Source organism: Marinobacter sp., from assembly GCF_041984545.1.
GTDB lineage: Bacteria > Pseudomonadota > Gammaproteobacteria > Pseudomonadales > Oleiphilaceae > Marinobacter.
In genome coordinates this window covers 1-25,416 of sequence record NZ_JBHIXV010000017.1, presented here as the reverse complement: position 1 = coordinate 25,416, position 25,416 = coordinate 1, and the positions used below count along the sequence as shown (strand labels likewise).

The 25,416-nt window shown below is 51.6% G+C and carries 20 protein-coding genes and 1 pseudogene; 2 read left to right on the top strand and 19 right to left on the bottom strand.

Annotated elements, in window-relative coordinates; all coding sequences use genetic code 11:
* Positions 1 to 2 precede the first annotated feature (2 nt).
* Genes ACFC20_RS09840 through ACFC20_RS09805 form a run of 8 tightly spaced genes read right to left on the bottom strand, consistent with a single transcriptional unit; the run spans position 3 to position 9,942 of the window.
* On the bottom strand, positions 3 to 911 hold the full coding sequence (locus ACFC20_RS09840; RefSeq protein ID WP_375192849.1) for a glycosyltransferase: 909 nt from the start codon (positions 909 to 911) through the stop codon (positions 3 to 5).
* Complete coding sequence (gene asnB, locus ACFC20_RS09835; protein ID WP_375192848.1) at positions 901 to 2,820, bottom strand: asparagine synthase (glutamine-hydrolyzing); 1,920 nt, start codon at positions 2,818 to 2,820, stop codon at positions 901 to 903. The genes ACFC20_RS09840 and asnB overlap by 11 nt, the downstream gene beginning before the upstream one ends.
* A 4-nt stretch (positions 2,821 to 2,824) precedes the next feature.
* The gene (locus tag ACFC20_RS09830; protein WP_375192847.1) at positions 2,825 to 4,336 is read right to left on the bottom strand and encodes an oligosaccharide flippase family protein; all 1,512 of its coding nucleotides are present in this window, start codon (positions 4,334 to 4,336) and stop codon (positions 2,825 to 2,827) included.
* 5 nt (positions 4,337 to 4,341) lie between these two features.
* The gene (locus ACFC20_RS09825) at positions 4,342 to 5,487 is read right to left on the bottom strand and encodes a glycosyltransferase family 4 protein (RefSeq protein ID WP_375192846.1); all 1,146 of its coding nucleotides are present in this window, start codon (positions 5,485 to 5,487) and stop codon (positions 4,342 to 4,344) included.
* Entirely contained in the window at positions 5,484 to 6,869 is a 1,386-nt protein-coding gene (locus ACFC20_RS09820) for an O-antigen ligase family protein (RefSeq protein ID WP_375192845.1), read from the bottom strand. The genes ACFC20_RS09825 and ACFC20_RS09820 overlap by 4 nt, the downstream gene beginning before the upstream one ends.
* The gene (locus ACFC20_RS09815) at positions 6,862 to 7,872 is read right to left on the bottom strand and encodes a polysaccharide deacetylase family protein (RefSeq protein ID WP_375192844.1); all 1,011 of its coding nucleotides are present in this window, start codon (positions 7,870 to 7,872) and stop codon (positions 6,862 to 6,864) included. Before ACFC20_RS09815 ends, ACFC20_RS09820 begins: the two co-directional genes overlap by 8 nt.
* Complete coding sequence (locus tag ACFC20_RS09810) at positions 7,869 to 9,026, bottom strand: glycosyltransferase family 4 protein (RefSeq protein ID WP_375192843.1); 1,158 nt, start codon at positions 9,024 to 9,026, stop codon at positions 7,869 to 7,871. Before ACFC20_RS09810 ends, ACFC20_RS09815 begins: the two co-directional genes overlap by 4 nt.
* A gap of 25 nt (positions 9,027 to 9,051) precedes the next feature.
* Complete coding sequence (locus ACFC20_RS09805; RefSeq protein WP_375192842.1) at positions 9,052 to 9,942, bottom strand: glycosyltransferase family 2 protein; 891 nt, start codon at positions 9,940 to 9,942, stop codon at positions 9,052 to 9,054.
* A 373-nt stretch (positions 9,943 to 10,315) separates the two neighbouring features.
* Between ACFC20_RS09805 and ACFC20_RS09800 the strand changes: the two genes are divergently transcribed.
* Positions 10,316 to 11,404, top strand: coding sequence for a hypothetical protein (locus ACFC20_RS09800; protein ID WP_375192841.1), 1,089 nt, complete (start codon positions 10,316 to 10,318; stop codon positions 11,402 to 11,404).
* A gap of 111 nt (positions 11,405 to 11,515) precedes the next feature.
* Here the strand turns inward: ACFC20_RS09800 and ACFC20_RS09795 are convergent, their stop codons facing one another.
* From ACFC20_RS09795 to ACFC20_RS09745, 11 genes are all read right to left on the bottom strand, one after another.
* Positions 11,516 to 12,448, bottom strand: coding sequence for a glycosyltransferase family 2 protein (locus ACFC20_RS09795; protein WP_375192840.1), 933 nt, complete (start codon positions 12,446 to 12,448; stop codon positions 11,516 to 11,518).
* Entirely contained in the window at positions 12,445 to 13,566 is a 1,122-nt protein-coding gene (locus ACFC20_RS09790) for a glycosyltransferase (protein WP_375192839.1), read from the bottom strand. Before ACFC20_RS09790 ends, ACFC20_RS09795 begins: the two co-directional genes overlap by 4 nt.
* 206 nt (positions 13,567 to 13,772) lie before the next feature.
* Positions 13,773 to 14,786 carry a glycosyltransferase gene (locus ACFC20_RS09785; RefSeq protein WP_375192838.1) on the bottom strand — a complete coding sequence of 338 codons (1,014 nt, stop codon included), beginning with the start codon at positions 14,784 to 14,786 and terminating at the stop codon, positions 13,773 to 13,775.
* 4 nt (positions 14,787 to 14,790) lie between these two features.
* A complete protein-coding gene (locus tag ACFC20_RS09780; RefSeq protein WP_375192837.1) occupies positions 14,791 to 15,846 on the bottom strand; it encodes a glycosyltransferase in 1,056 nt (351 codons plus the stop codon).
* 98 nt (positions 15,847 to 15,944) lie between these two features.
* Positions 15,945 to 16,850 carry an XrtA system polysaccharide deacetylase gene (locus ACFC20_RS09775; RefSeq protein ID WP_375192836.1) on the bottom strand — a complete coding sequence of 302 codons (906 nt, stop codon included), beginning with the start codon at positions 16,848 to 16,850 and terminating at the stop codon, positions 15,945 to 15,947.
* A 22-nt stretch (positions 16,851 to 16,872) separates the two neighbouring features.
* Positions 16,873 to 18,165: a hypothetical protein gene (locus ACFC20_RS09770; protein WP_375192835.1), complete on the bottom strand. Its 1,293-nt coding sequence runs from the start codon at positions 18,163 to 18,165 to the stop codon at positions 16,873 to 16,875.
* Positions 18,158 to 19,057, bottom strand: coding sequence for a polysaccharide biosynthesis protein (locus ACFC20_RS09765; RefSeq protein ID WP_375192834.1), 900 nt, complete (start codon positions 19,055 to 19,057; stop codon positions 18,158 to 18,160). Before ACFC20_RS09765 ends, ACFC20_RS09770 begins: the two co-directional genes overlap by 8 nt.
* Positions 19,057 to 20,580 carry an XrtA system polysaccharide chain length determinant gene (locus ACFC20_RS09760; protein WP_375192833.1) on the bottom strand — a complete coding sequence of 508 codons (1,524 nt, stop codon included), beginning with the start codon at positions 20,578 to 20,580 and terminating at the stop codon, positions 19,057 to 19,059. The genes ACFC20_RS09765 and ACFC20_RS09760 overlap by 1 nt, the downstream gene beginning before the upstream one ends.
* 1 nt (position 20,581) lies before the next feature.
* Entirely contained in the window at positions 20,582 to 21,226 is a 645-nt protein-coding gene (locus tag ACFC20_RS09755) for an XrtA/PEP-CTERM system exopolysaccharide export protein (RefSeq protein WP_375192832.1), read from the bottom strand.
* 62 nt (positions 21,227 to 21,288) lie between these two features.
* Positions 21,289 to 22,701, bottom strand: coding sequence for a TIGR03013 family XrtA/PEP-CTERM system glycosyltransferase (locus ACFC20_RS09750; RefSeq protein WP_375192831.1), 1,413 nt, complete (start codon positions 22,699 to 22,701; stop codon positions 21,289 to 21,291).
* 132 nt (positions 22,702 to 22,833) lie between these two features.
* Positions 22,834 to 24,318, bottom strand: coding sequence for a bifunctional 2-methylcitrate dehydratase/aconitate hydratase (locus tag ACFC20_RS09745; protein WP_375192830.1), 1,485 nt, complete (start codon positions 24,316 to 24,318; stop codon positions 22,834 to 22,836).
* A 908-nt stretch (positions 24,319 to 25,226) separates the two neighbouring features.
* Between ACFC20_RS09745 and ACFC20_RS09740 the strand changes: the two are divergent.
* Positions 25,227 to 25,322 (top strand): annotated as a pseudogene (locus ACFC20_RS09740) (PEP-CTERM sorting domain-containing protein); the annotation flags it as partial.
* Positions 25,323 to 25,416 lie beyond the last annotated feature (94 nt).

The following is a 25,416-nucleotide window of genomic DNA, read 5'->3' as shown; positions in this document are numbered from 1 at the left end:
AATCACCCAATGCTCTGTGGGCGAATAACCCGGTAAACGCCCCGCCACACCACAGGGTTGGTGGGAGCGTAGACTAGTGAACGTGAGATCGCCTTCACGGCCGTCCGGAACTCTCCAACGGACGCAAAATATCGGGCCTTTCGAGTAAAAAACATAGCCAGACCCTTACGCCTCTCGGTGGAAGACAGGCAGTCACCGTGCCGCTCCAGAAAATCCAGAATGATCCGCTCATTCGCGGCAAAGCGACGACGTTTGTCGGACGAAATCTGATCGGGCATTACCCGATAACCCGCGACCAGTCCTGGGTCATAAAGGAATAAATACCGGGCAGAAAAACGCAACCACAACTCGTAATCATCAGCCACTCCGTACTTAGGATCGAAGCCTCCCATCACATCAAAGCATTCACGCCGAACCAGAGCGGTGGTAATACTCACGCTGTTGTCGGCCAGAAGTTGCGGTGTAATCCGGCCCGAATACCTGCGCATATTCTTGCGGCTGATTTCGTCCCCTTTTTCATCAATCGTTATCTCATCACCGTGAACGATGTGCGCATCAGGGTGGCGCTCAAAGAGCTGCAGCTGACGCTCCAATTTCTCCGGAAACCAGATATCGTCAGAGTCCAGAAAGCCGACGTAGGCACCACGGGCATTATTCAATGCCACATTTCTTGCCGCACTCTGGCCTCTGTTGCTCTGATAAATATAGTTGATGCGAGGGTCACTGAGATAAGGCTGCAAAACGGTAGCGGTATCGTCGGTTGATCCGTCATCCACGATGAGTAACTCCCAGCGCCGTTCGGTCTGGGCCAGCACGCTCTCAACGGCAAGGCGAATGTATTTCGCCCGATTAAACGTAGGCGTTACGATGCTTACAATCGGGCCGGAAACCTCCACTGTTTTAGCCTCCATGCCCAAGCCATGCCTGAAACATCAAAACACCCCACAGCGGATAGGCGTGGTCGTCTTTGCCTTTCAAGTGCGCTTCCCAAAGCCGTCGAATGGGCTCCGGATGGAAATAACCCTCCTCCTGGAGTCGACGCTCGCTCAGAAGCTCCTCAGCCCAATCTCTCAAGCTGGTTCTCAACCAGTGGCCCAATGGCACCGCAAATCCCTGTTTGGGGCGCTCCACCAGCTCCTTGGGAACATACCGGTAGAGAACCTCACGTAATACCCGCTTCCCTACTCCCCCCGAATAATTAAGCTCGCTCGGAAGCCCCAAAGCGAACTCCACGATGCGTCGGTCCAGCAAAGGCACACGTGTTTCGAGGCTGCATGCCATGGCAGCCCGATCCACTTTTACAAGGATATCGTCCGGCAGATACCAGTTGAGATCCAACCACATCAGGGTCTTGAGAGGGTCGCTCGAGACAGCTTTGGGAACGGGCTTCGTAAGAGCATAGTCAGGTTCCTGCCCGTTCTTGACGAGACGCTCCGGCGCCGCCCAAAAGCTCACGCTCTGGCGATAACGCTCCGCCAGAGTTCCGGCGCCCGCCACCGCTGCTTCCTGACGCAAACGTTCCTCGAGGGAGGCGCGGGCCCGCCCACCCTGCCCCGGAACCAGTTTCTGAACAAGTCCAGCCATCAATTCCGGAGGCAAACTTGAAGCCCATTGGCGCATGCGGGCCCTGAGCTGCCCCCGACGATTCCAGGCGTCAACGCTGCCCGGATACCGGGGGTAACCGCAAAACAGCTCATCGCCACCGTCTCCCGACAGCGCAACGGTTACGTGCTGGCGTGTCATCTCGCTGACCAGGTAGGTTGGGATCTGGGAAGAATCGGCAAAGGGCTCATCGTAAAGCGTTGGCAATTTCGGGATAAGCGCCAGGCCGTCCTCCGGAGAGACGTAGAGCTCTGTATGCTCAGTCCCCAAGTGGGCTGCCACGGCCTTGGCGTGCTCCGCCTCGTTGAAGCCGGCTTCCTTAAAGCCGATGCTGAAGGTGCGTACCCGTTGGGTGGCCTGCTTTTGCATCATCGCGACCACGGTGGACGAATCAATGCCGCCGGAGAGAAACGCTCCCAGGGGGACATCGGAGATCATCTGCTCACCAATCACTGTGGCAAGATGGCGCTCAAGTTCGTCCGCCGCCTCTTCAAGCGTCGGGATCTTTCTAACTGCAAAAGCTTCAGGCAGAGACCAGTAGGTCTCCGGCTCGGGCCAACTTCCGAGCTCTCCGTCGAAATCAAATCGGACCAATGTAGCTGGCGGCAGCTTGCGAATATCCCGGTAAATGCTGTGTGGCCCCGGGATAAAGTTGTGCCGCAGCAAGAGGGCGAGCGCATTTCGGTCAATCTTCCCTTGCCAGGCCGGGTGGGCACGCATGGCCTTCAGCTCCGAACCAAAGAGCAAAGTATCGCCTTGCCAACCATAGTAGAGAGGCTTCTCGCCCATGCGGTCACGGGCCAGGACAAGCTGTTCCACTTCACGGTCGACTAACGCAAAGGCAAACATGCCATTGAACCGATGAAGCGATTCCTCGACACCCCAGGCTTCGAAGGCGGCCAGCATTACCTCGGTGTCGGAATGCCCCCTGAAAGTGACTCCCAGTAGCTCCAAATCCTGCTTCAGGGTCAGGAAGTTATAAATTTCTCCGTTGAAGGCCATTACAAAACGGCCAGAGCTCGAAGCCATCGGTTGGGCGCCCGCGGACGAAAGATCCTGAATAGAAAGGCGCCGGTGAACAAGCCCAAGCCGCCCCTCTCGCCAGACGCCCTCCTGATCTGGCCCGCGGTGATGAATAGCCTGCCCCATATCGATCAGAATCTTTTCCGCCGCTTCACTCAGAGCACCGGTTGACAACATGCCGCCTATCCCACACATGGCCTCAAGTACTCCTTCTCAACGGCGAGCGCTCAAGCACAAAGGACCGCTCCTGGGGATTAAATGACAGACACCAAAACGACAAGCAAAATACTACGATAGCGAGCAGAACGGTTATCACTAACAACAAATAGCTATTGATACCAACACCCCAACGCATCCAGGCGGTCACCGCGCCCATCAGCAAAAGGGGCAATACATTGGGCAACAGACTTTCCCGGAGGTAGGTAGCTACCGGGACTTCCAACTGTCGACATGAGTAGACGAGAAGCACGGGTTGAAGGACGAGTGAGGGTAATAAAGACGCCACCGCTACGCCCACCACCCCATAATACTGAACGAGGAGAAGACTCAGCCCCAGATTGACGACCGCGGAAATAGGCATCAGCCGGGCAAAAATACCGTGTTTCCCAATAGCAGTGAGGTAGCGACTGCTGAACGGGTTAATCAGCGGTAGAACGGTAAAGCTCACCAATAACAGCAAGATAATATCGGATTGTTCGGTGTACTCTGTCCCAATCCAAAGTGCCAGAAACGGCGTCCCGACGATTGCAGCGCCGATGCCCATAGCCATCACTAATCCAACGACTATCTTACTTGCCACCAGGTAGATCCCTTGAATCTTGTCGTTTTCAGAGCGTGCTGCGAGATCACTGAAAAGCGGCATGAAAGCATGGGACAGTGTCCATCCCAGCGTCTGGATATACCGCACCAGGTTCTGAGGAATGCTATAAAATGGCACTGCCGCAGGTCCGAGGAAGGAACCAATTACGAGGGTGTCTGTGGCGTTCTCCATGCGTGTCGCCACGCCCTGAACAAAAGATTTGAAGCCAAAAGCCATCAATTCACGGAGCTTGCGTCCGTTGAAAAGCGCCAAATTGAAAACAATGCGCCCAAAGGAGGCTCGGGTGAGCAGGAAACCGTAAATAAGGAATTTTACGCTCAGCCCTACTGCATTGACGGCTGCTAACAGTAATAGAGCATTATCAGGGGCTACGAATGCAATGAAGAGCACGGCTCCGATAAGACTGTTTACTATCGTGATGTTGTTCTTGATGTTATAGCGCTGAAAACCTTCCAGATAGCTCTCAGCGACGTACCCGGGGAATACGATAAGCATCTGCCCAGCGAGTATCAGAAGAAAAAGAGTGTACTTGAGCGGATCTTCTCCCTCAGGCGCCATTGCCCCGCTGAAGAGAACTCCCCAACCCGCCAAGGCCAGCGCAATCAAGAATCCAATTGCAGCCATGAAAACCAGCGTGGAAGCAAATACAGTTTGAAGATTCAGTTGATCTTCTTCAGCCTTATATTTAGCGGCAAACCGGCTGATTGCCGGTTTGATGCCCAAGTCCAGCATACCCATGTAACCCAACACGGCGGCTACCATCTCCCAGAGACCGTAATCGTAGTTCCCGAGATTGTGGATCAAGATGGGAGTCATGATGAAGGTCAGCGCCATCTTCACGACCATCAGCAGGACGTTGGATCCTGTATTTATTAGAAGTAAGCGCAACATTGCACTCAAACGCCTTCGGGCTGCGAATCGGCACATTCACGCCGTAGAGTAGATTCGAATAGGGTCCGTAGCGCCTTAGCAGTGTCTTTTGCATCAAAACGCCGCGCTGCGGTTTCGCGGAAAGCTTCCGCTCTCTGCTTTCGTTCTTGAAGGTTGTCGACTGAATATTTTATTGCTGAGGCCAATTCATCAACTTGGTTCACCGCAAAACTTAAAGCGGGTGTATCTTCAGTTACCTCCTTCATCCCAATGCAATCACTAGCGATCACAGGCACTCCCGAAACCATGGCTTCCATCGGTAGAAGGGGGCACGCTTCCCAACGGGAAGGCATTACCGCGATATCTACACCACGTAAGGCTTCCGCCATATCGTCTGTGTGGTCCACAAAATGGAACCAGGGGGTTAGACCCCTTTGCGTCAGTTCAGCCTGCTCTTCACGAATAAACCCGCCCCAGCCAAAACAAACAACCGCCAGTCGCCCTCGCAAGCTCGAGTCCTCAAGACATGTCTCCACTGCATCCCGGAGGGTCGAAAATCCCTTCTGTCCCATAAAGCGACCAAAAAATCCAAGAAGAACAGCATCGCTGGGGAGCTCCAATTCTCTCTTTAGGCGGCGTCTATTAGAGGTCTCAAAAGACTCAACATGAATACCGTTTCTGACTGGGAAAATCTTCCGCTCCAGCGCTGGGTAGTTCGACGCCAAGTTCTCCGCAGCATCACGTCCCACTGGATTAATCGCGGATGCTTTTGACAGTAGTTTGCCAATCAGTGATTTTTCGAGCCAACCCTTAAATCCAGGAAACCGCCCCTTCAAGAATACATCGTGGGTTGTGATTACGAATGGAATACGCAAACCAATACAAGCGACAGCAGTGAGTAGACCGGCTGAAAATCCATGCGCTTGTACAAGATCATAGTTTCCTGAGCAAATAAGGCTCCGCATCTGCCGAACGTAGGCAATTTTACCGGCCTTCGCAGGTTCAACTAGAAGACGTTCTTTCGGTAAAACTCGACCCAAAAAATTACTTAAGCCATCATCCGGCGCAACTAAAGTGAAGCGGTAATTCTCAAAACATTGGTCGCCGTAAATGTAGCGAAAATAGGTCCGAATACCCCCACTTGGCTGCAACGCGGTTAAGAGGATGTTCACTGCAACTCCCTTTTACGATGAACCTGTCCATACTTCAGCCTGCCGTGTTTCCCAACGGCATGCTCATTAATGTCAACTGAGGTTTGTGAAGTTTTATTGCCCATCACTTGGGTAAGCCGATTAGAGAAAACGATTGTCAAACCCGCAAAAAGATACCAATAGTACTGTGAAAGCCCCCAATAATTGCTGCTGTAAACCACGTACATCCAGAAAACAGCAACTAACGCTTGATTTAACCTTCGGTAAAACGCAATTCGATCATCGTCTGGGGCCGCTTTCAGAAAACGCCCATTTTTCCTTAATTTATTGTGGACCTTTACCAAAAACCGAATGAAAAAGATTAGTCCCAAGATACCTGTTTCAATCAGTAACTCAGCATAAAAATTGTGAGCAGCTTGCGTTTTTCCCAAGACGTTAGTTTTTGCCTCTGGCGTCGTCCCCAGTCCATGTCCAACAATCGGGCGATTCAGCCCCAATTGGAACTCATTCATAATTCCAGAAAGGCGACCCTCGGCCGTAGCGGTGTTCGCAGAGTCGGACATTCCTACTAGGGAAAGATACCGATCTTTCTGCTCACCCGACATCACACTCCAACCAGCAATTGCAACCACAATTACCAAAGCAATGAGCCCGGCCTTATTTTTTGAGGCTTTGAGCACCATCCATCCGACAACAAAAAGAGCCAGTAATGCACCTCTGGACTGAGTAAGAATTAATGCATACAAAAGAGCCGGCATCGTCAACAAATAGAAAAGTTTTGCTTTTGCGTTCCCGGACCATACTAGATAATGAAGAAACGGAATAACAGTGACAATAACAAAGCCCAACTCATTAGGGTTAATTACGTCGGATGGCGCGCCAGAAAGCCGTTTCGAAAACTCACCATGCCCCAAATGCGTTTTACTTCCCCAGTATCCCTCTGTAATATTCAAAAAAAGAGGCTCAAAGACCCGTATTAGCTGGCAGCCTATAAAGACCGCCAGAAATATTTTAAGCCTCCTATCACTATCAATAATTAATACAATAAAAAAAATGAAGACCACTACTTTCACAAAATCAGAGAGATTGTTTCGTAAAACACTCCCCGGCCACTCTACAAATGGTAATGAAAGAGCAAGGTATATTATAAAGGCCAACATGGCCTTAATCACGGAATCATTAGTCCAGCCTTTAAACCTTTCTCTCTGAAAAAAGAGAAGCAGGGTTAACGAGAGCACCAAAAGCAAAGTAGGCCGAATAGCACCATAACCCGGAATACGAGCAGATAAGTGAAGAAAGAAATCTACAAGGAAGTAGCAAAAAAGAACAAACGTGAAGCTGCCGACTCCACTGCCTACACCTTTTCCTACTGCAACGGGGAGGATCCTCATTGAATCACTCATACGACGTCTCCAGCTTAGAGCGTCTGAGTCTATGACCCAGCAACTCTAATCCCGAAACCGCTTTATAGAACTGAAACATTTCCTCTGAACTGGCGTGTCTACGTAGCGCGTAACGCTGGTCATGCGACTGGGCGTCTGAAAAAGCCATGACGGCTGCTGTAAATCCCGCTTCTTTTACGATTGGGACATGCTCTGCAATGAAGTCAGATGGCGTTCCATTTGGATAACAAAATGACCGAGGATGGCTGCCAAGGCGTCTATCCAAAGTCTCACTAGAGCCCAAAATCTCCCGCCTGGCCTGTTCCAAGCTAACCTGCCCCAAGGTTGGGTGGGAAACTGTATGTCCCCCCACTTCCAGGCCCTCTCTCTGCATTTCCGCAAGCTGCTCCCATGTCACAGGGCGTGCGCGTTTTGGGGGATTTTGGGGGATATCTAGCGACCAATGTGAAGCTAGAGATTTCAGAAAATTGTGCTTAGTATCATCTGGCACGCCTAGCAGATAAAAAACGAGCTCGTTGAATGTCTGCTCTCGATCCTCCAATGATTTCGGAGGCGTAACACGAATTAGCGGTGCTTCAAAAGGAGTTGATTCCGAGGGCGCATGTTCGAGTAACCAACCAAGCTGATCAGGCCAGAGCCACAACTCGCCATCAATAAATCCCGTAGTAACATAAAATGTAGCTGGCACACCGTACCGCTTGAGGATGGGCCACGCGACTTCATAAAAATCATAGTAACCATCATCTACCGTTATTGCTACGGCGTGTTTTGGTACACCGCCACCCTGAAAGTGCCCCTGAACGAGTTGCGTGACGGTCATAGGACAGTAATAACGAGCCATATAGGCGACTTGGCGCTCGAAAGTTGCTGAACAAACTCCATGACCCGACTCTTTTGAAAACCGATGGTACATCAATATACGCGGATGCCGCGCAGTTAACTGGCGAGCAATTCTGTAACCACCACAACGCCCAGCTAGCCGAACCAAAGATGAGAAATTCACGTCCAATTCTCCTTAGTCCCTGCCTTTGAAGGAGTCACAGCCGAGGGCCCCAGCAAACGTTGGTATAGATCAGCATGCGCCCGCAACATCTTCTCTAGCCCATGCCTTTCTTCTGCTAATCTTCGACCAGCAGCACCCATTTTAGACGCCTGCTCGGGGTTATCTAAAAGATCCGCCAGTCGTTTTGCGAGATTCTCTACGTCGCCCGGAAGAAACCGAAAGCCGGTTTCTCCGTCTAACACTGCTTCACAATTCCCACCTACATCCGAAGCGACCACCGGCAAACCCGCCTGCATGTATTCTACGACAGCGTTGGAATACCCCTCAGACTCAGAACACGACAATCCTACAAAACCATTTACAAGCCAATAACTAACGTCCGGCCGGCTGCCTGCAAACAAGACTTGCTCTTCAATTCCCTGCTCACGAGCAAAAGCTCTAAGATCATATGCATCCCCGCCACCAATCACGACCAAGTTGAGATGCCGGCCAATCTTCTTCAACTTCGCTATAGCTAATATCGCGTCCTGAATTCGCTTAATGGGTCTGATGTTAGCGACCAGGAACGCCACGGGGCCACTTCGCGAAAAATATTCAAGATCCGGTATTCCTTTTGAGGGAGAGCGATCTTTGGCATGTTCGTAACCGTTATAAATCACACTGATATGTTCCAAACCAAAGCCTTCATTCTTCCGAGTCACCTCACTAACGGCTTCACTGTTAACCACGACTCCAGCAACCCACCGACGCGTACAACGCAGCAATCTGATCAATAAAGGTGTGTACCAATATCCCATATCTCTGCGTGAGATGAGCGTTCGTAGTCCAATAGCTCGAAAAACTGGTGGGCACAAAATGGATGCATCGTTAAAAAAGACGTGGGCCAGACGGACCCCGTTCTTACGCATGCGTCGGCCAAACATCCACAAATGCCACCACGTACGCGGGTCGAGAAGCTTATGATGAGGCAGAGCGCAAACGGAGCAGGGAATCCTTCCAGAGCGCACAAACTCGGAATCGCGTAAGACAAGAAGGTGAGGCTCAAACCCTAGGCGAGGCAAATTTTCAAGCAGTTTGAATAACTGACTTTCCGTGCCGGCGTAAGGATTTACAAACTGGTCAATAACAAAGAGGATAGATTCCTTTCCAGACATACCCAAACTCACGTTGGATGGCAGCCTACTGGACCTTCTCCTGGCCAGTTAGCACTTTGATCGCCCTGAAGGGATCAAGACAAAAGGATTTTATCAGCAAAGGTAACGCGGCGATACGTCGATCCGTATTCCAGTAAACCTGCCCTAACCTAAAGTTGAGAACCGCGGCCCGCTTTCTCACTACAGTCCTTTGATAAGGATAGCGCTTTTGTGCGCGCTCCAATATTTCAAAACCAATTTTCCAACGCGTTTCAAGTCCATTGTTACTTATCGAATTCGAATGCTTACGATAGAAAAATACGATTTCTGGTGAAAAGACAACTTTTCCATTCTCGAACAGTCGTAAAGCCATATCATGGTCTTGGCTAGCACGAAAAGACTCTTCAAAAAAGCCTACCGTATCGAAGAGCCTTTTCCTCACCATACTGCCGCCAGGCAAGGCTACGTAGCAATCAAGTAGAAGTCGGCTTGGGTCACCGGTTTCAAAATGGGTATCGTCTAACGTCGGAAATAACGAATTACCAGACTCGTCAATGGCCATCCCCCTGCCATAAATCACGTCCACCTCAGGATGAGCAACTAAGTAATCAATCTGCCCGCGAACCTTGCCATCGGCAAACAGATCATCACTATCGAGGATAGCTACAAAGTCACCTCTGGCGGCTCGAAGGCCGACATTCAGTGCAGCAGCTTGACCGCGATTTTCACGGCCTGAATGGGTAAGAAGCTTGAGCCGCCCTTGTTCTTCCATTGCTAGAAGCGCTTCATAGGTGCCATCTGTTGAACCGTCGTCAACTACAATCAACTCAATCCACGGATAGTCCTGACGCTCTATCGAAGATACTGCCTCATCAATATATTGAACTCTATTGAATGCTGGGACGATAACAGTAACGAGCGGTTGGTGCTTAGACACCCTATATTCCCCTTTCGAAAACCATAACTTTCCTCAAGACGGAAATTTTACACCTCACCGGGGGGTTGTCCACGACTAAGCGGTAAGATTTTCCAGTATTTATAGAGAAATATCCTTTAACTTTAAACGAGAATCTGGACAAAAGTGGGGTCTTTAATCCCTCCCGCTTTCCAAAAGCGATCTCGTCTCCCGGCTGCTCAACATCTCCCATTTTGCCTGCCTATAATCTCAAAACTCGATTGGCCGAATCTGAAAAATGTGCTTCGGGTCTCTGAACCAACGAATGTATCGGGGATGCTGGGACAAGTACATTGACAAACACTGGTTAAGGCCAATAATGCCTGTATGGGAATCGCAAAAGGAGGGCACCACTATGCTCAGGCACTTGGTTTTGTCATCAATCACCCTAGTTCTCGCTGGTGCTCCCGCATATTCCCCAGCCTCAACTGTAAGCGATGTCTCGGTAAACATTGAGTCGAGAACTATTTCGATTACAGGCAGCAACTTCGGCTTAGGGCCAAACCAGGTTCTTTACGATAGCTTCGAGAATCCTGGCGCCCTAGCCGGTGAACCGATTTCGCTGAATGCTTCAATCACCGGCAACTGGTCTTGGATCCACAACTATTACACCCCGACCTATGCGTCAAAAGGAAAATCCGGAAACAGCAGCGTGGTTGCTGTCGCCAGTACGGGGATGCAACAACTTCAAAAGAAGTTCGATGGCACTCAAGAGGTTTTCGTATCCTATTCTGTACTGCTAGATGGAGAGTATTTTCCCGGAGATAAGGTTTACGCTCCTCGAACTTTTTCAGAGGACAGCTCATACAAAATGCTTTGGTTGTTCGATCAGGATGTTGGAGGAGACAGCTCAGACGTCTGCCTCCCAACACACGTAGGGAGTAAAGGAAAGTTTTACATCGCGGGTAATGACTACAACATGGTCTACGATGTCGGCAATGAGTGGTGGAGCTGGGATAATTGGATGCGTATTACTTTCTGGCTGAAAGCCAACCCCGAAGACCCTACTGCTCCAGGCAAGGTGATGTTTGAGACACTATCCGCCGATAAAGGGTATAAGCGGCGGAATTATAATGTTCCGGTTTTTGATGCGGACGGAGTCACACCGAAGGCTTATCGGCAAATGAATTTTCCCGGTTGGGTGCGATCTATGAGTGGTGGCACACGAATACTCTATGACGACATATACATAGCCTTGGGGTCTAATTCCGCCGCAAGGGTAGAAGTCGGGAATGCCCCCACTCTGAATGAGGTTACCAAGCTTGAATTTTTAAAAATAGAATCTTGGTCACCGACGGAAATTATAGGTACGTATCCAACCGTCACAGATGACGAAATAAAGCAAATGTACTTATACCTAACAGGTGCAGATGGAATCACCAATGATTCCGGTATTCCTTTATTCAAAAGGCCATCAAGAATAGAAAACATTAACGTGCAGTGAATATTCTGGAAATAAAACGCAACTCGCCAGAGTAGGGATCGGTATTTGAAATATACCTTCCTACTTTTATCTAAGACTTTCGTTTTTTTAGTGAGCATAGTACCTTTTAAACTAAATTTTCACCTCTTTAGCAAATAGCCTTTTTTTAATCATATAAAGAAAGCCCGCGTTCTCTTTTTCAATTTCTTTATACCTTATCAACGCAAAACCTTCTATTGGAGACCGCTCCTTTAGGGGTCTTCTAATGCTCATGATCGCATGAAGAACAGCCTTACAAAAATATCTTCCATATCCGTCCCTTACGGAATAAACAAAGAGGGCTGACAAACCCAAAAATAACTTTCTAAGCGCCATGAAAAATGGGTAATGCCTAATCGCCAGCCATATTTGGTTTCGGGCATCGTAGTAGTACCTGCGCCAACTCACTCTCCCGCCCGATGAATGGGCATGTCTCACAACAATCTGTGGGAAATAAATTATACGACCGCCCATCTTAATTATTTGCAACGCTAAGTCGGGACCTTCATGACTAATGAAATAATAATCTGGGTAAAGCGATGTCTTTAAAAGATCCGAGCGGCGAAATGCAACAGCACCTTCGCTAATCTCGTAAGTATCGAAGGAACAATTTCCATATTCTTCGATCCTACGATGGTGAATCCAATTCATCTGCCCTTCTGTTACATCATCAACCACTTTAAAATTAATCGCGGCTACATCCTCTAATTCATCGAAAACTCTAACAAGATGTTCAATTGCGATATCGTCGAACCCGAATACGTCGTCGTCGAGCGTAACGATGATATCTCCAGTACAACGGAGAATACCAACATTTCTTCCTGCAACACCTAGATTTTCATCACAGCGAACAATATCAACGCACGCACTTTTAATTACATCCGCCGCCGGGACATTGGAAGCATTGTCGACAACAATAATTTCTTTCCGATGATATTTAATCGAAGTTAGCCCATCGATGTTTCTTTTTAATTCAGAAGGTCTCGAATAAGTCAACAACACAATTGAAATTAAGGGCTTGCTCATTTTACAAAAGCCATATATATATCAAAGTATTTTTTTGCCATGGCTATGTCAGTATATCGCTCTTTAAAAATATATTGAGCATGTTTCACGACTTCTTTAACATCAACATCGTTCTGTATAACACCGATGATGGCCTCCTTTAAAGCCTCGTCATCAGGCTTTTCAATAACCACCCCAGCTTTTCCTTGATCTAAAGCACTGGGTATTCCTCCCACTGCACTAGCGATCACCGGCAAACCAACCTTCATAGCCTCTAAAATTGTAATAGGTAAGCCCTCGGAAATTGAGGGCATCACCAGAATATCAAAGGAGCGCATTAACTCTTCAACATTCTTACGGTAGCCAGCGAAAAAAACTCGATCTAATACTCCCTGCTCCTTAGCTATATCAAGTAATTTACCCTGGAGAGCCCCCTCTCCTACTATACAGAGCTTTATGTTCATGCTGGCAATCGATGGATGAGAAATCGCCTTTATAGCTGAATTGATATTTTTTTCTTCTGACAAGCGGCCTACCAATAGAATATTGAAGCTTGCATCAGAGATAAACTCCTGAATATCAGCGTCAATCGTACCCATCGAAGAGACCTCGGGTGAAATTCCATTCGGCACGACTCTGACTTTGCCAAGCGGTAGCGAACGAATTCCTTCAAGGGCCTTCATTTGTTCGCTAACGAGAACTATTTGATCGAGTCTTCGTAAAAGAACTCGGTCCACTAAATTGTATAGATAGAGTTTGTTGAAACCGGAGGTTCCAACGTAGCCGTGAAGCGTGCAAACAACTGGAATATTCCTCAGCAGACGAGGCATCAAGCCCAATAAAATATTGAATTTATAACCATGTGTATGTATTAGCTGAAAACCCTCTTTCTTTGCCCACTTTAGGATCTTCCAAGCCCCCGGAAGATTTAATCCTGGCTCCATGCGCCACGCTCTTATAGGGAGAGATTGCTCTCTTGCCTCAACTTCGATGGCCTTTTCAGCACAATTCGTTTCGCCCACACTTAGGATCATTGGTGAAAGCGATTGTTTGATTTGCGCCCTTACAAGAGAAATCAGCATACGTTCAGCGCCGTAGAGCCCACCGCTATCAATAAGGTGCAAAACCTTCAAACCCATTTTCAATCTCATTTATAATTTTCAACAATTAAACGAACAAAAAACCATTTAATTCAATTCAGACAGAAACAAAAAACTAACATGATTTTATTAAGCTGGCATGAAGGTTTTTGCGCAGCAGCCAAAACACTGCCATCCCCTGTATTATCGGGAGCAAACTTCTTATATTTTTAAACAAACGTTAACAGCCACAAATAATATTTTTTTCATTTATCTGACAGCGTCTTTATTATAAATTCAAAAATTTCTCTATTTAATCTTTCGTTTCCTTGCAATGATAATGCGTAATCCCTTCCACTTACAGCAAGCCTTTCTCTTAGATCATCGTCAAAGTATAACTTTTCAATTGCATGTCGTAACTCTATCGGATCGTTAGGTGGCACTAGAACGGCTCGCTCATTGTCAATTAACCCTATCGTAGACGCACCCTCAGTTATGACAACTGCTTTTCCAAGCGCCATAGCTGACAAATATACACTTATACCGGCTGGCTGAATGCTGTCCTTATTTATAGGGATTACGACAAACTTGGATTCCGCAATCTTTTTATTCCACCTAAAAGGATCAAAATCGCTGTATTCGATTCTTATGTTACTTGGCAGGTCGGAATTGTCGAATAAAAAAGTATTATGGTAACTTGCCAAACTTGGATCAGGCATTACTATAGTTAAAGGAAGAACGGTGTTTTTTAACGCCTCTATCAAACAACCATAATCCCGATGACTTGCCCCGCAACTCAGTATATACCCATGATCCAATGGATTATATCGACTCAAAGAATCATAAACGTTTGCTTTAAATGGAATATATTTTATCTTGCTCTTACTGATCCCATATATTTTTTCATATGGCAATGTGTATTTATGCATCACAAGGAAATAGTCAACACTAAGAAACAAAAGCTTCTTTATAGTTTTTTTAATCGTAGACTTAATATTTTTTCCAGGGTTTTGAAGATTTGTATCCCAGAAATAAACCCTTATTCTTGACTTAAATAGAACCTTAGCAATTAATGAAGCCGCGGCCTGCTGAACGCCACCATTAAAAACCAGATAAGCATCATACTTCCTTATCTTAAATGCTAGACGCAAAGAATATAAATGGCCTTTCTTTGCTTCGACCTTAGTTACATTTAGTCCGGAATCAAATATGGCAGGTTCGATATCATATTCCGTTGCCAGTTCCTTTAATACCATTCCTGGTCCTTTCGTAAGTTCCAACGCACTACCCCTTCCTTGGATTCCAAACCACCTTCTTCTCTCCCTTAAAAAAGGCAATACAGGCCCTGAAAGACGCAAGGTTGAGTAACACAAAGTAGTACGGCAGGGCGTAAAGGGTGGAGAGCGATTCGCCTCTGCTTTCTTTTTTGTGCCCACTCCACGCGAGATAAAGGAATAGGCCATACCCAACAGCCGCCACCAGATAAAGTCCCTTCACCGGTGCGAGGTACAGCGCGGCAATGGCGAGCGTCAGCATCGGTACAAAAGCCGCGTAGCGGAGAAGTTTGTGAGACACCAATTGCCAGGCAAACAGCGGATCTCTTGCAGGGTTCATCAAGTGCTTCATGTCCTTCAACGCCCAAAAGGCCCTCAGACTGACTCTTACCCGCATGCTGAACTCGCTGCCACCGTCACTCAGTGCTTCTTCTTTCAGAAGTGCCTGCGGCTCGTAGACCACGCGGTACCCCTGCTCCACAACTTTTAATGGCTGTACAAAGTCCGGCAACTGGTCTGGCCGCAGGCTCTGGTAGAGGTCTTTGCGCATGGCATCAATACCGCCATCAACACCAACTACCGACCCGGCGAGGGTTTCCTGGCTTCTGAGCCAGTTCTCGTATTTCATGTAGGCGCTACACCCATCGCCAAGCAGCGAACCGTCCGGGTTCACATACACCATTTTGCCGGTAACGTAGCCCACTGAGGGATCGTTGAAATTGTTCACCAGGGCCCTGAGGGCGCCCTTTTCCCATTCCGAGTTGGCATCGGAGAAAGCAAGGATGTCGCCATTGGCGTGCTCCTTGAGCATGTTGAGGCCGGCTGTCTTGCCTTGTCGGGGTACCTGGCGAAACAGGCGCACGGAACACGACGCCTTTGCGGCCACCGAATTCACAATCTCATCCGTGCCATCGTCCGACTCGTCGGAAACCACAAGAATCTCGAGCAGCTCGGTGGGGTATTCGAGTGCCAGCTTGTTGTTCAAGGTAGCCTCTATGTCCCTGGCCTCGTTGTAGGCCGCAATGAGGATGGACACCCGGGGCTGGTACCCACCATGTTTTTTCACGGGCCAAGGCCGGGCTGCCGCCAGTACTTTTATGCAGAGGGGGTAACCAAAGTAAATGTAGGCCAACAACAGAAATGACAGCCAAAACAGTCCGACCATCATGCCATTCCTGCGACAGAACGGGTGTTTGCATGGTGCGGATCTGGCGCCAGCAGCCCTTCACTCTCCAGCACCTGACTCATGGTGGTGAACCTGAAATCGGAGAGTAATCGAGCAAGGCGCTCCTCACACACGTCCAGATTGTTGTAATGACGGAAGCGAGAGAGCCACTTCACGTCCAGTCGTGGCTGGTCCGGGTCTACCTCCCACGGATGAAGGTAGAAAACAAACGGGCGGCCCTGGCGATTGATAGAACCCAGGCCGTAACGGCTGAACCAGTACGGGAAGAGGCGGAAATAACCGCCACCGGCGATGGGCAATGTGTAGCCCGGCAGTTTCAGCGTGCTCAGTGGGAATTCCGCAAGCTCATGCCCTTTATCGGTGGTGAGCCTGTGGGGCCATCTGGGGGTTCCTGGCATGCCGTAGCGATCATGGCGAACGGGGAATATCGAGGAATCCCAGGTGAAACCCTGTTCGGCCAGGATATCCAGGGCCCAGCGGGACTGATTGGTGATTGAGTAGCTGGCTGCCCGGTACCCGGTCACCGACGTGCCAAGAATGTCTTCGAGAATGCCCTTCGATCGCCGGGTTTCTTCGGCAAAAACGTCCGGGGTCTGGTTGTAGATCAACTGATGGCTGTAACCATGGCTGGCCACTTCGTGACCCGCCTGGGCAATTCTTTTCACCAACTGGGGCGAGCGTTCTGCCACCCAGCCGAGGGTAAAAAATGTGGCCTTCACGCCTGCCTGGTCAAAGAGTCCGAGAATCCGGTCGGTATTGGCCTCTACCCTGTACTCCATTGAAGACCAGTCGTCGTACCGAACGGCTTCTGCCAGGGCAGCTACCTGGAAATAGTCTTCCACATCTATGGTCAGTGCGTTCGGTATGCGTTCTTTCTCAGCCATTGCCTCACACTTCCTGTGTCAATCAGCGCAGTCGGTATTCCAACCCTAACAGCACCCAATTCTCATCATACTCCCGGCTGGCCACATCGCTGGACTTGGTGTCGTGCCCAATCCTGGCCAACAGGCTCAAATCCCGTGTGGCCTGGTGCTCCGCACCAATCAAAAGCCGCGCCACTTCATCTTCGGTGTCGTCACTCTCGTAGCTCAGCTGGTCGAAGCCCAGGGAAATAAAACCCGTGGTCAGCTCTGCGAGTTGCCTTGAGTAACGTACATTGAAGCCAATCTTGTCTTCTGTCTCTTCGGTATCCAGGTAATCCGTGCGGTAGGCGTAAAGATCCACCTTCAACGCAGACGAATCGGAGAACCGTTTGTTCATGCCGGTTGAGAGCACCGTGTTCTCCACGGTGATGCTCTCTCGGAGGTTGTACTCAAACTCACCGAAACGCAGGTCCAGGGTTGAGGTGCGGTCAGTCAGCTCCCGGGAGGCATTCACGTACCACTCGGTGGTGGGATTGATCGCGCGGGTAAGATTAAGCTCGCCCACCAGGCCATCGCTTGATTGATTGGTGTTGGCGTAATCGGTCTCGATTTCGCTAACGCCCACAGCCCCGGAGAGCGAGGTAGTGGGCCAACGGTTCTGGAACGTGAGCCGGGCGCTGTTTACGTCCACTTCCGCGCCGTAATCAAACTCTGTCTGGCTGTGGGCCAGGCTGACACCGCCCGTGAAGGTGGAGCTGAACAGATGATCCCAGGCTATGGAGCCGGTGTACCGCTCGCTGTCGGTCTCTTCCGGCTCTTCGTACTCGGTGTTTTCGTACCGGGCAGAGAGGTTGAGCCAGTTGGTGTCGTTCAGTTTCAAAAGGTACCGTGGCCCGGTACTGAAGACGTTTTTATGGGTACGATTGTCGGGAGTGTTGCTTTGTCGGCTATTTTGGGTAACCTGCTTCAGATTGTTGGTAGCCTCCCAACGGAGCCGACGGGTTAGCTCGCACCCTCCTTTGAAATCCATTCTTGCAAAAATCTGACTATTGAATGAGTCGTCCTGCCACCAGGCGTAACCCAGGGTGCCAAGAAAATCGGCATTGCAGCGGCCCGGATCGGTCTGATAGCCGGCAGTCAGGTAGGTGCGGGTTTCCAGATCGCTGGATTCGTTGGTGCTCGCCTTCCGGGCGTTGTCGGTGAAGCGGGTGTCCAATCCGTAGATGATCTCCGATTGCGCCATTACCGCGGGCACGGGCACCTGCAGAGCGATTGCCGCCAGCACCGCCCCGGCCGGGCCTGCCGTTCTGCGCCCTCTCCATCCATGGCTAGCCATTGATGATTGCTCCCACGAACTTGTCCGGATTGAAGGCCGTGGCCGCCTGCTCCGCGGCGGCTGGCGTAATCTTGCCGTGTGGGATAACCAGCAGCCCATAATCACAGAGTTCGGTGAGAATCCGGGCGTCCGGCGAGTCTGAAATCGGGGCGGTATCCAGAACAATGAAGCGGTCCGGGTAACGCTTGCGCACTGCCTGGATGAATTGCTTCATCCGAAACGATGTAAAGAACTCCGACGGCGTTTCCCGCCGACTTCCAGCCGGGATCAGGCGCAACCTGGGAATGCCGGTTGGGTACAGAATTCTGGCGATGTCGTAGTCGGGATCGTCCAGAAAATCTGTAAGCCCCTGATCGGGAATAATGTCCAGCACGCTGTGAAGCGAGGGCTCACGAAGGTTGCAGTCGATAATCAACGCGGTTTTTGACTGATCGAAGGCAAAAGCCGCGGCCAGGTTCAGGGCAACGAAGGAAGAGCCTGCCCCCTCACCGGCACCACTGACCACCATGGTGAAGTTGTTGCCACCGGAAAGCTCAAGCAGTTTCGTGCGCAGATCCCGGAACTTGTTCACCAGGGCCCGGTTGGGAGATTCCGGGTAGATGATGCGGCGTTCCTCAAGGTCATCCGGCGTGAGCCTTCGGGGCTCCTGCATGCGGACGATCTGCTTGCTGATCACGTACTTGTCAACGGCGCCGGGCCCGAGCTCCAGTGAGCTGGGCACCAGCATGCGGGAATCTTCCGAGTCGGTGTGCCCCAGCTCCCTCTTCAGGCGTTCCTTCCGCTCAAGAAAATAGGCGTGTTCTTCCGAAGCGCCGGCGCGCTCCCTTTGCTGATCCTGCTCCAAGGACTCCTTCTCCCCTGATCCGGGCTGACTGCGTTGCCAATCAGACATCAAATCACTCCCAACTCCGCCAGCACAACGATGGTGACGTAGGCGCTCGCGGCCACAGCGGCCAGGACGGCAATCAGGACGGTAGCTTTACGATGTCTGCGTTTCTCATAGGGTGTCCGTACCTGGGGAATCTCCGCCAGCACCGGCAGGCCTATGCCCTCTTCCAACTGGTTCCTTGCCCGAATGCGAGGGTCGATCTGCAACAGGCCCGCGAGTGCCCCGAAAGGCGCGGCAATTCCCATCAGCAGACCGGCCACGGCAAACATCGAGAATTTCGGTCCGGTGGGTGTGCGAGGGAACTGCGCGGTTTCGTTGATGCGGTAATTCAGGCCCTGGCCCTCGATGTCCAGATGCATGGAAACCCGGGCTTTCTCGCGACGCTTCAGGAGGTCGTCGTAGATCTCGCGGTTTACTTCCATGTCGCGGGTCAGTTCGGAATACTGGGCCTTGTTGGCCTGTATTCGTTCCATCCGTTGCTCCTGCTGTCGCATCAGCCGCTCCAGCGAATCAATCCGGGTATCCACCGTAGCTGCATCAGCCCGGGTCTTGGAGAGCGCAGCGCTCAGCTCCTGATAAAGAGGATTGACGGCTTCCTCACCCTCAACGCTGACAACATTGCCACTCTCCTGCTCTTCGGCGGCCTTGTCGCGCTGTTTGCGAAGTTCGGCAATCTGCTCACGCAGAATCACGATATCCGGGTAACTGTCGTGGTACTGGAGCCTGAGAGAATCCAGTCTTTCTTCCAGGGTTCTTATGCGCTCCCTGTAGGCATCTTCGGTTTTTCCCTGCCGGAGGGTTGGCTGAATGCCCGCCAGTTGCTGCTGCAGGGAACGAACGCGGGTCTGCAGCTCTTCCTTTTCCAGCTCCGCCAGCTCCAGCTGGCTTCTCAGCTGCGCCATCCTGGCATTGGCCTCCTGCTCGGTGCCATCGGTATTTTCGGAAAGAAACTGCTTTAACCGGGCCTCAGCCTCAGCAAGCTGTTTCTCGTAGCTTTTGACCTGCTTGTCGATGAAATCGTAGGCGCTTCGGCTTTCCGTACGCTTGCGCTCCTTGGATTCCTCGATGAACAGCTGGCCGAGCCGCTGGGCGGCGCGGAATGCCTCCATCTGGGAAGTCGCCGAGTAGCCGATGCTGAAATAGCTGTCGCCCCTGGGCCTTACAGAGATGCCGGAGCGGATGTCCAGAATCCTGTTCTCAACGGCTTCCGGGGTCATGGCCGCGTTCGGGAACACCGTGTCATCGGTTGCCAGTTTTTCAACGATGCTTCTGCTGAGCAAAAGCTCACGGGCGGCGGAGGTACGGTCGTTAATTTCGGTAGTAACGGCCCGCCCTTCCATCAGAGGGCCTATGATGTTCCGGTCGTCGACAAAGATAATGACATCCGACTGGTACTTGTAAGGCCATACAAAACCCGCAGCCAGTACCGCGAAGCTCACTACCAGGAAGAGCAACAGGGCAATCCACTTATGGTTCCTCACTTCCCTGAGTATTTCGCCGGGAAGTTGCGAAAGAGGTAAGGCCATATCAGAAGCTTCGCTCGGGCACGGTCAGGATATCGCCGGGCCTCATCAGGTAATTCGTCCGCACCTGCCCCTTGTTCAGGATGTCTCCCAGTTCTACCGGGATGGCAACCACCTCTCCTTCAAACTTCCGGTACAGCATGGCGTTGTTCAGAGCGGCAAATTCATTGGCGCCACCCGCATTCAGGAAAATATCCAGAACGGTCATTCCACTCCTGTGCGGGATAGACAGCGGCTGCCGTACGGCACCAGTAACGCGAACGCGGTCTGTGAACTCATGGCTGCCCATGGAAGTAACAACCACACTCACCTGCGGCTCTCGTATGTATTCGGAGAGTGAGCTGCGAATGGCGCTGGCCAGCTGCTCGGGGGTACGGCCACTGGCCTGTACATCGCCCACAAGCGGCACAGAAATCTTGCCATCCGGGCGCACTGGCACAGAAATGCTGAGGTCTTCGTTGCGCCACACCGACACGCTTACAACATCGGTGGCGCCGAGTATGTACTGGTCGACACTTGTGCTGGCATCAACCGCCAGCGCTCGTTGAATCTTCTCCGGCGAAGAGGCGCTCTGGGTGGCACAGCCTGAAACCAGTACCACTGCGAAAAGGACGACTATGAGTCCCTGGAGGGAGTACTTCCGTGACATCGTTTTTCCTCTCTTGAGGTCCGTGCTGATTTCCATGTTTCGGGCCAGGCGTGCTTCCGAAACTACCTTGATCCTTTTTTGAACAATACCACTTCTACTGTCTGAATTATAATCAACAGATCAAGTAGTAAACTCTGATTTTTTATGTAGTACAAATCGTAGCGAAGCTTTTCGCGGGTGTCCTCTTCATTGTCCGCGTAGGCAAAGCACAGCTGTGCCCAGCCGGTGAGCCCCGGCTTTACCCGGTGCCGTTCTCCGTAAAAGGGAATCGTCTCCGTCAGGCGCTGAACAAATACCGGCCGCTCCGGCCGGGGCCCCACGAATGCCATGGTGCCATTGAGCACGTTAAAGATCTGTGGCAGCTCGTCGATCCGCACCTTGCGTATGAATTCGCCCACACGGGTAACACGGGTATCGTTCTTGCTCGCCCACACGGCGCCATCCTTCTCCGCGTCTGTCCGCATGGATCGGAATTTGTGCACCCGGAATACCTTGTCGTTCAGACCAACCCGCTCCTGGCTGTATAACACGGGGGCTTTCAATCCATCTTCCAGTTTGATGGCCAAAGCCGTGAGCAGCATGATGGGCGCACTGACAATGAGCAGGCTGCCGGCCGCCAGGATATCCAGCGTTCTCTTGCCGAAGCCGTACACCGAAGACACAGTAAAGCCGTCAGAAAAGACCAGCCAGCCCCGGGTAATCATCTCAAGAGCCACTTTTCTGGACTCTCGTTCGTAGAAACTGGCACCGTCAATTATATGGACACCTTCCATCTTGCATTCGAGAAGGTCTTCCATCGGCAGCCCCTTCCGGCGGTCGTCTACCGCTACCACGATCTCTCTGACCGGGTGCCTGAGGATGTAATCGTGGAGCGAAGCAGGGTTGTTGATGAGGTATTGCTCTTCCACCTCGATCGATTCATCGGGAAGTGGCACAAAGCCGTCGAGCGTGAAGCCCTTCCGGTTAAAGGGTGTTTCGAGATCCACCAGCAACTGGTTGGCCCTGCGACCTGCGCCCAGCACCAACACCCGGCGCTTGAAGGCCTCTTTGCCAACGATGCTGAAAAACAGAACCCGGGCAACGCCGAGGGCAAACACCGATAGCACCGTGGCCGTGGTAAGCAGGCCGAAGCTGCCCATGTACCAGAGCCATTGGTCGGCAATTACATAGGCGAAGCCATGGGCGGGAATGGCCAGTATCAGCGCCATGATGGTTCTGAGCATCATGCCCGACATGCCTTCCTCAACCCGGGACTGGTGAACCCCCAGGGCAATCATGACAATCAGGCAGATAACCGCGAATACCACCGCTGACGGCAGGACAAAAACGAGGTTCTCCCAGAAGAACGGAAGATCACCAAAAAACCGGAAGAAAACAGCAAGCGAGAAGACCAGTGCCAGGACTAGCAGGTCTATCAGCCCGAGAATGACAAAAGGCAGGTGTATGTAGTGTCTGAACAATCTGACGTGTGCCACGCCAACTCCTTTTGCTACCCAAGCAATAAAAAACGCATCCCGCGTTATACAGCGCCAAGAGCAGCAGTTTACTGCAATTTCAGGCTACTGCAATCGCAAGCGACAGGATTCCACCAATTTGCCCGGTCCCTGTCAGCCAGCCAAAGCATCCATGAATTCGTGAACGGGCACCGCCTCGAGTGCCTTTTGATCCTCACACACAGCAAGAATCCGGGCACACTGCTGGCGAGAGAATCGCGTCGCCAGATTGGTCTCGAATTTCTTCACCAGTTCCGGAATGCCCTCGTCCCTGCGGCGCCGGTGCCCCAGGGGATACTCCACGGCAACGGGCTGTGTACTGGAGCCATCTGAGAAGAAAACCTGTATGGCATTGGCAATGGAGCGCTTTTCCGGCTCCAGATATTCCAGGCTGTAACGCTTGTCCTCAACCACTTCCATTTTGTTCCGAAGCTCATCAATGATCGGATGGGCCTCGTGGAAGCTGTCTTCATACTGCTCCGCCTCGAGTTTTCCGAAAATGAGTGGAACGGCGGTCATGTACTGTAGGCAGTGGTCCCGATCTGCGGGGTTGGCGAGTTTTCCGGTTTTCGAAATGATCCGGATGGCCGATTCATGGGTGGTAATGACTATTCGCTCGATGTCCGCCAACCGGCCCTTGACCTCAGGGTGCAGTGCCAGTGCGGCTTCTACGGCAGTCTGGGCATGGAACTCCGCGGGGAACGAGATCTTGAACAGGATGTTCTCCATCACATAGCTGCCAAAAGGCTGAGGCAGGGAAAACTGACGCTGGTCTTCGGGTTTCAGTTGCTGGTCCTTGTTGGTCTTGCTGAATAGAACGTCATAGAACCCCCACTGCGGCGCCGTCAGCACACCCGGAATGCCGGTTTCTCCGCGCATGGCAATGTCAGCCAGCCGCACTGCCCGGGAGGAGGCATCGCCGGCTGCCCAGGATTTCCTTGGGCCCGCATTGGGGGCGTGACGGTATGTCCGCAGGGATTGGCCGTCTACCCAGGCATGAGACAATGCCGAAAGCATCTGTTCCCGGCTGGCGCCCATCAGGCGGGCCGCCACGGCGGTTGAGGCTACTTTTACCAGCACAACATGGTCCAGCCCCACCCGATTGAACGAGTTCTCCAGCGCGAGCACGCCTTGTATCTCATGGGCCATGATCATCGCTTCGAGAACGTCGCGAACCGCAAGGGGGCGCTTGCCCGCCGACACACGTTTACGCGAGAGGTGATCGGCAACGGCCAGGATGGCCCCGAGGTTGTCGGAGGGGTGCCCCCACTCTGCCGCCAGCCAGGTGTCGTTGTAATCCAGCCAGCGGATAATGCAGCCGATGTCCCAGGCCGCTTTCACCGGGTCCAGGCGGAATGGTGTGCCCGGGACACGGGCGCCATCGGGAACGTGAGTGCCCTCCACCAGGGGCCCAAGATGTTTTGAACACTCGGGAAACCTCAGCGCCAGCAATCCACAGCCAATGGAGTCCATCAGGCAATATCTGGCCGTAGTCCAGGCCTCTTCGCTGTCGATGTTGTAGGTCAGCACATAGTCCGCGATTTTCTGCAGTACCTGGTCGTAGTCTGGACGCTCGTTCGAATCTGAGGTCTGCGGCATGGGAACCATCCTCCTCTTGTTGCCTGACGCTTACTCCAGAGTCTAGTTGCTGACAGTCTGAGAGCCAGCTGGCACAGGATATGTCAGGAAATTAAACATTTTCAGGCATGATCTCATGAAGACACATGTTATCTGATTGTTATAAATGCACTTTTCATAGTTGGCCTTCACCTTGCACCGGTGTAAAGGGGCATTGACGCTCCATAAAGACTCAAGAAACACACCGTGGAAACACTAAAGGGACGAAAGCAATGAACAGGAATATGACAATCGGTGGACACGTTGTAGGCGCTTCGCTCGCGCTTGCTCTCATGGGGGGAGCTTCCAGTGCTCTGGCCGCTCCTATTACTTTCTTTGGCGAGGACACCTCAACAGCTGGGGTCCTTGGAACGAATTCCGCGCAGGCGCGCACGGATTTTCTGGCTAACCTGACCGGTGTTGGGAACGAGGACTTTGAATCATTCACCTCGGGGAGCAGTTCCCCGTTGAACCTGAGCTTCCCGGGTAGCAGTGGCTCGCTGAGTGCCACCCTGACAGGTACTGGCGTCATTGCTGGTTCCCCGGCAGTTGGACGGTTTGCGACGTCCGGTACAAAATACCTTGAAGTCAGCACCGGCTCGTTCGTGATCGATTTTCTCGATCCGGTGAGCGCTTTCGGCTTTAACGGTATCGACATTGGCGACTTTGTCACCAACCAGATGGTGCTCAAGTTGACCAACACGCTGGGCGACACCACGGAACTGACCGTTCCTCACTCACTGGGTATCGGCAACTTGGCCCAGGCAACACTGTTCTTCGGGTTCTACGACCTGGCGCAGTCCTTCACCAGCATTGAATTTACCAACGCCGGCGGTGGCGATCTGTTCGCCTTCGACGACATGGTAATTGGAGATGCCGAGCAGGTAACGCCCACCCCGGTACCGGAGCCTGCTACCCTGGCACTGCTGGGTCTTGGCTTGCTTGGGCTGGGAGCCAGACGCCGGCTTTTCTCCCGCTCTGCCTGAGCGAGGGGATGTCCAGCACAGTTGATGTAATGTCCTAAAAATCGGGATAGGGGGGAGCCATGAGGCTCCACCCCTCCCACACCACCCGGCATGC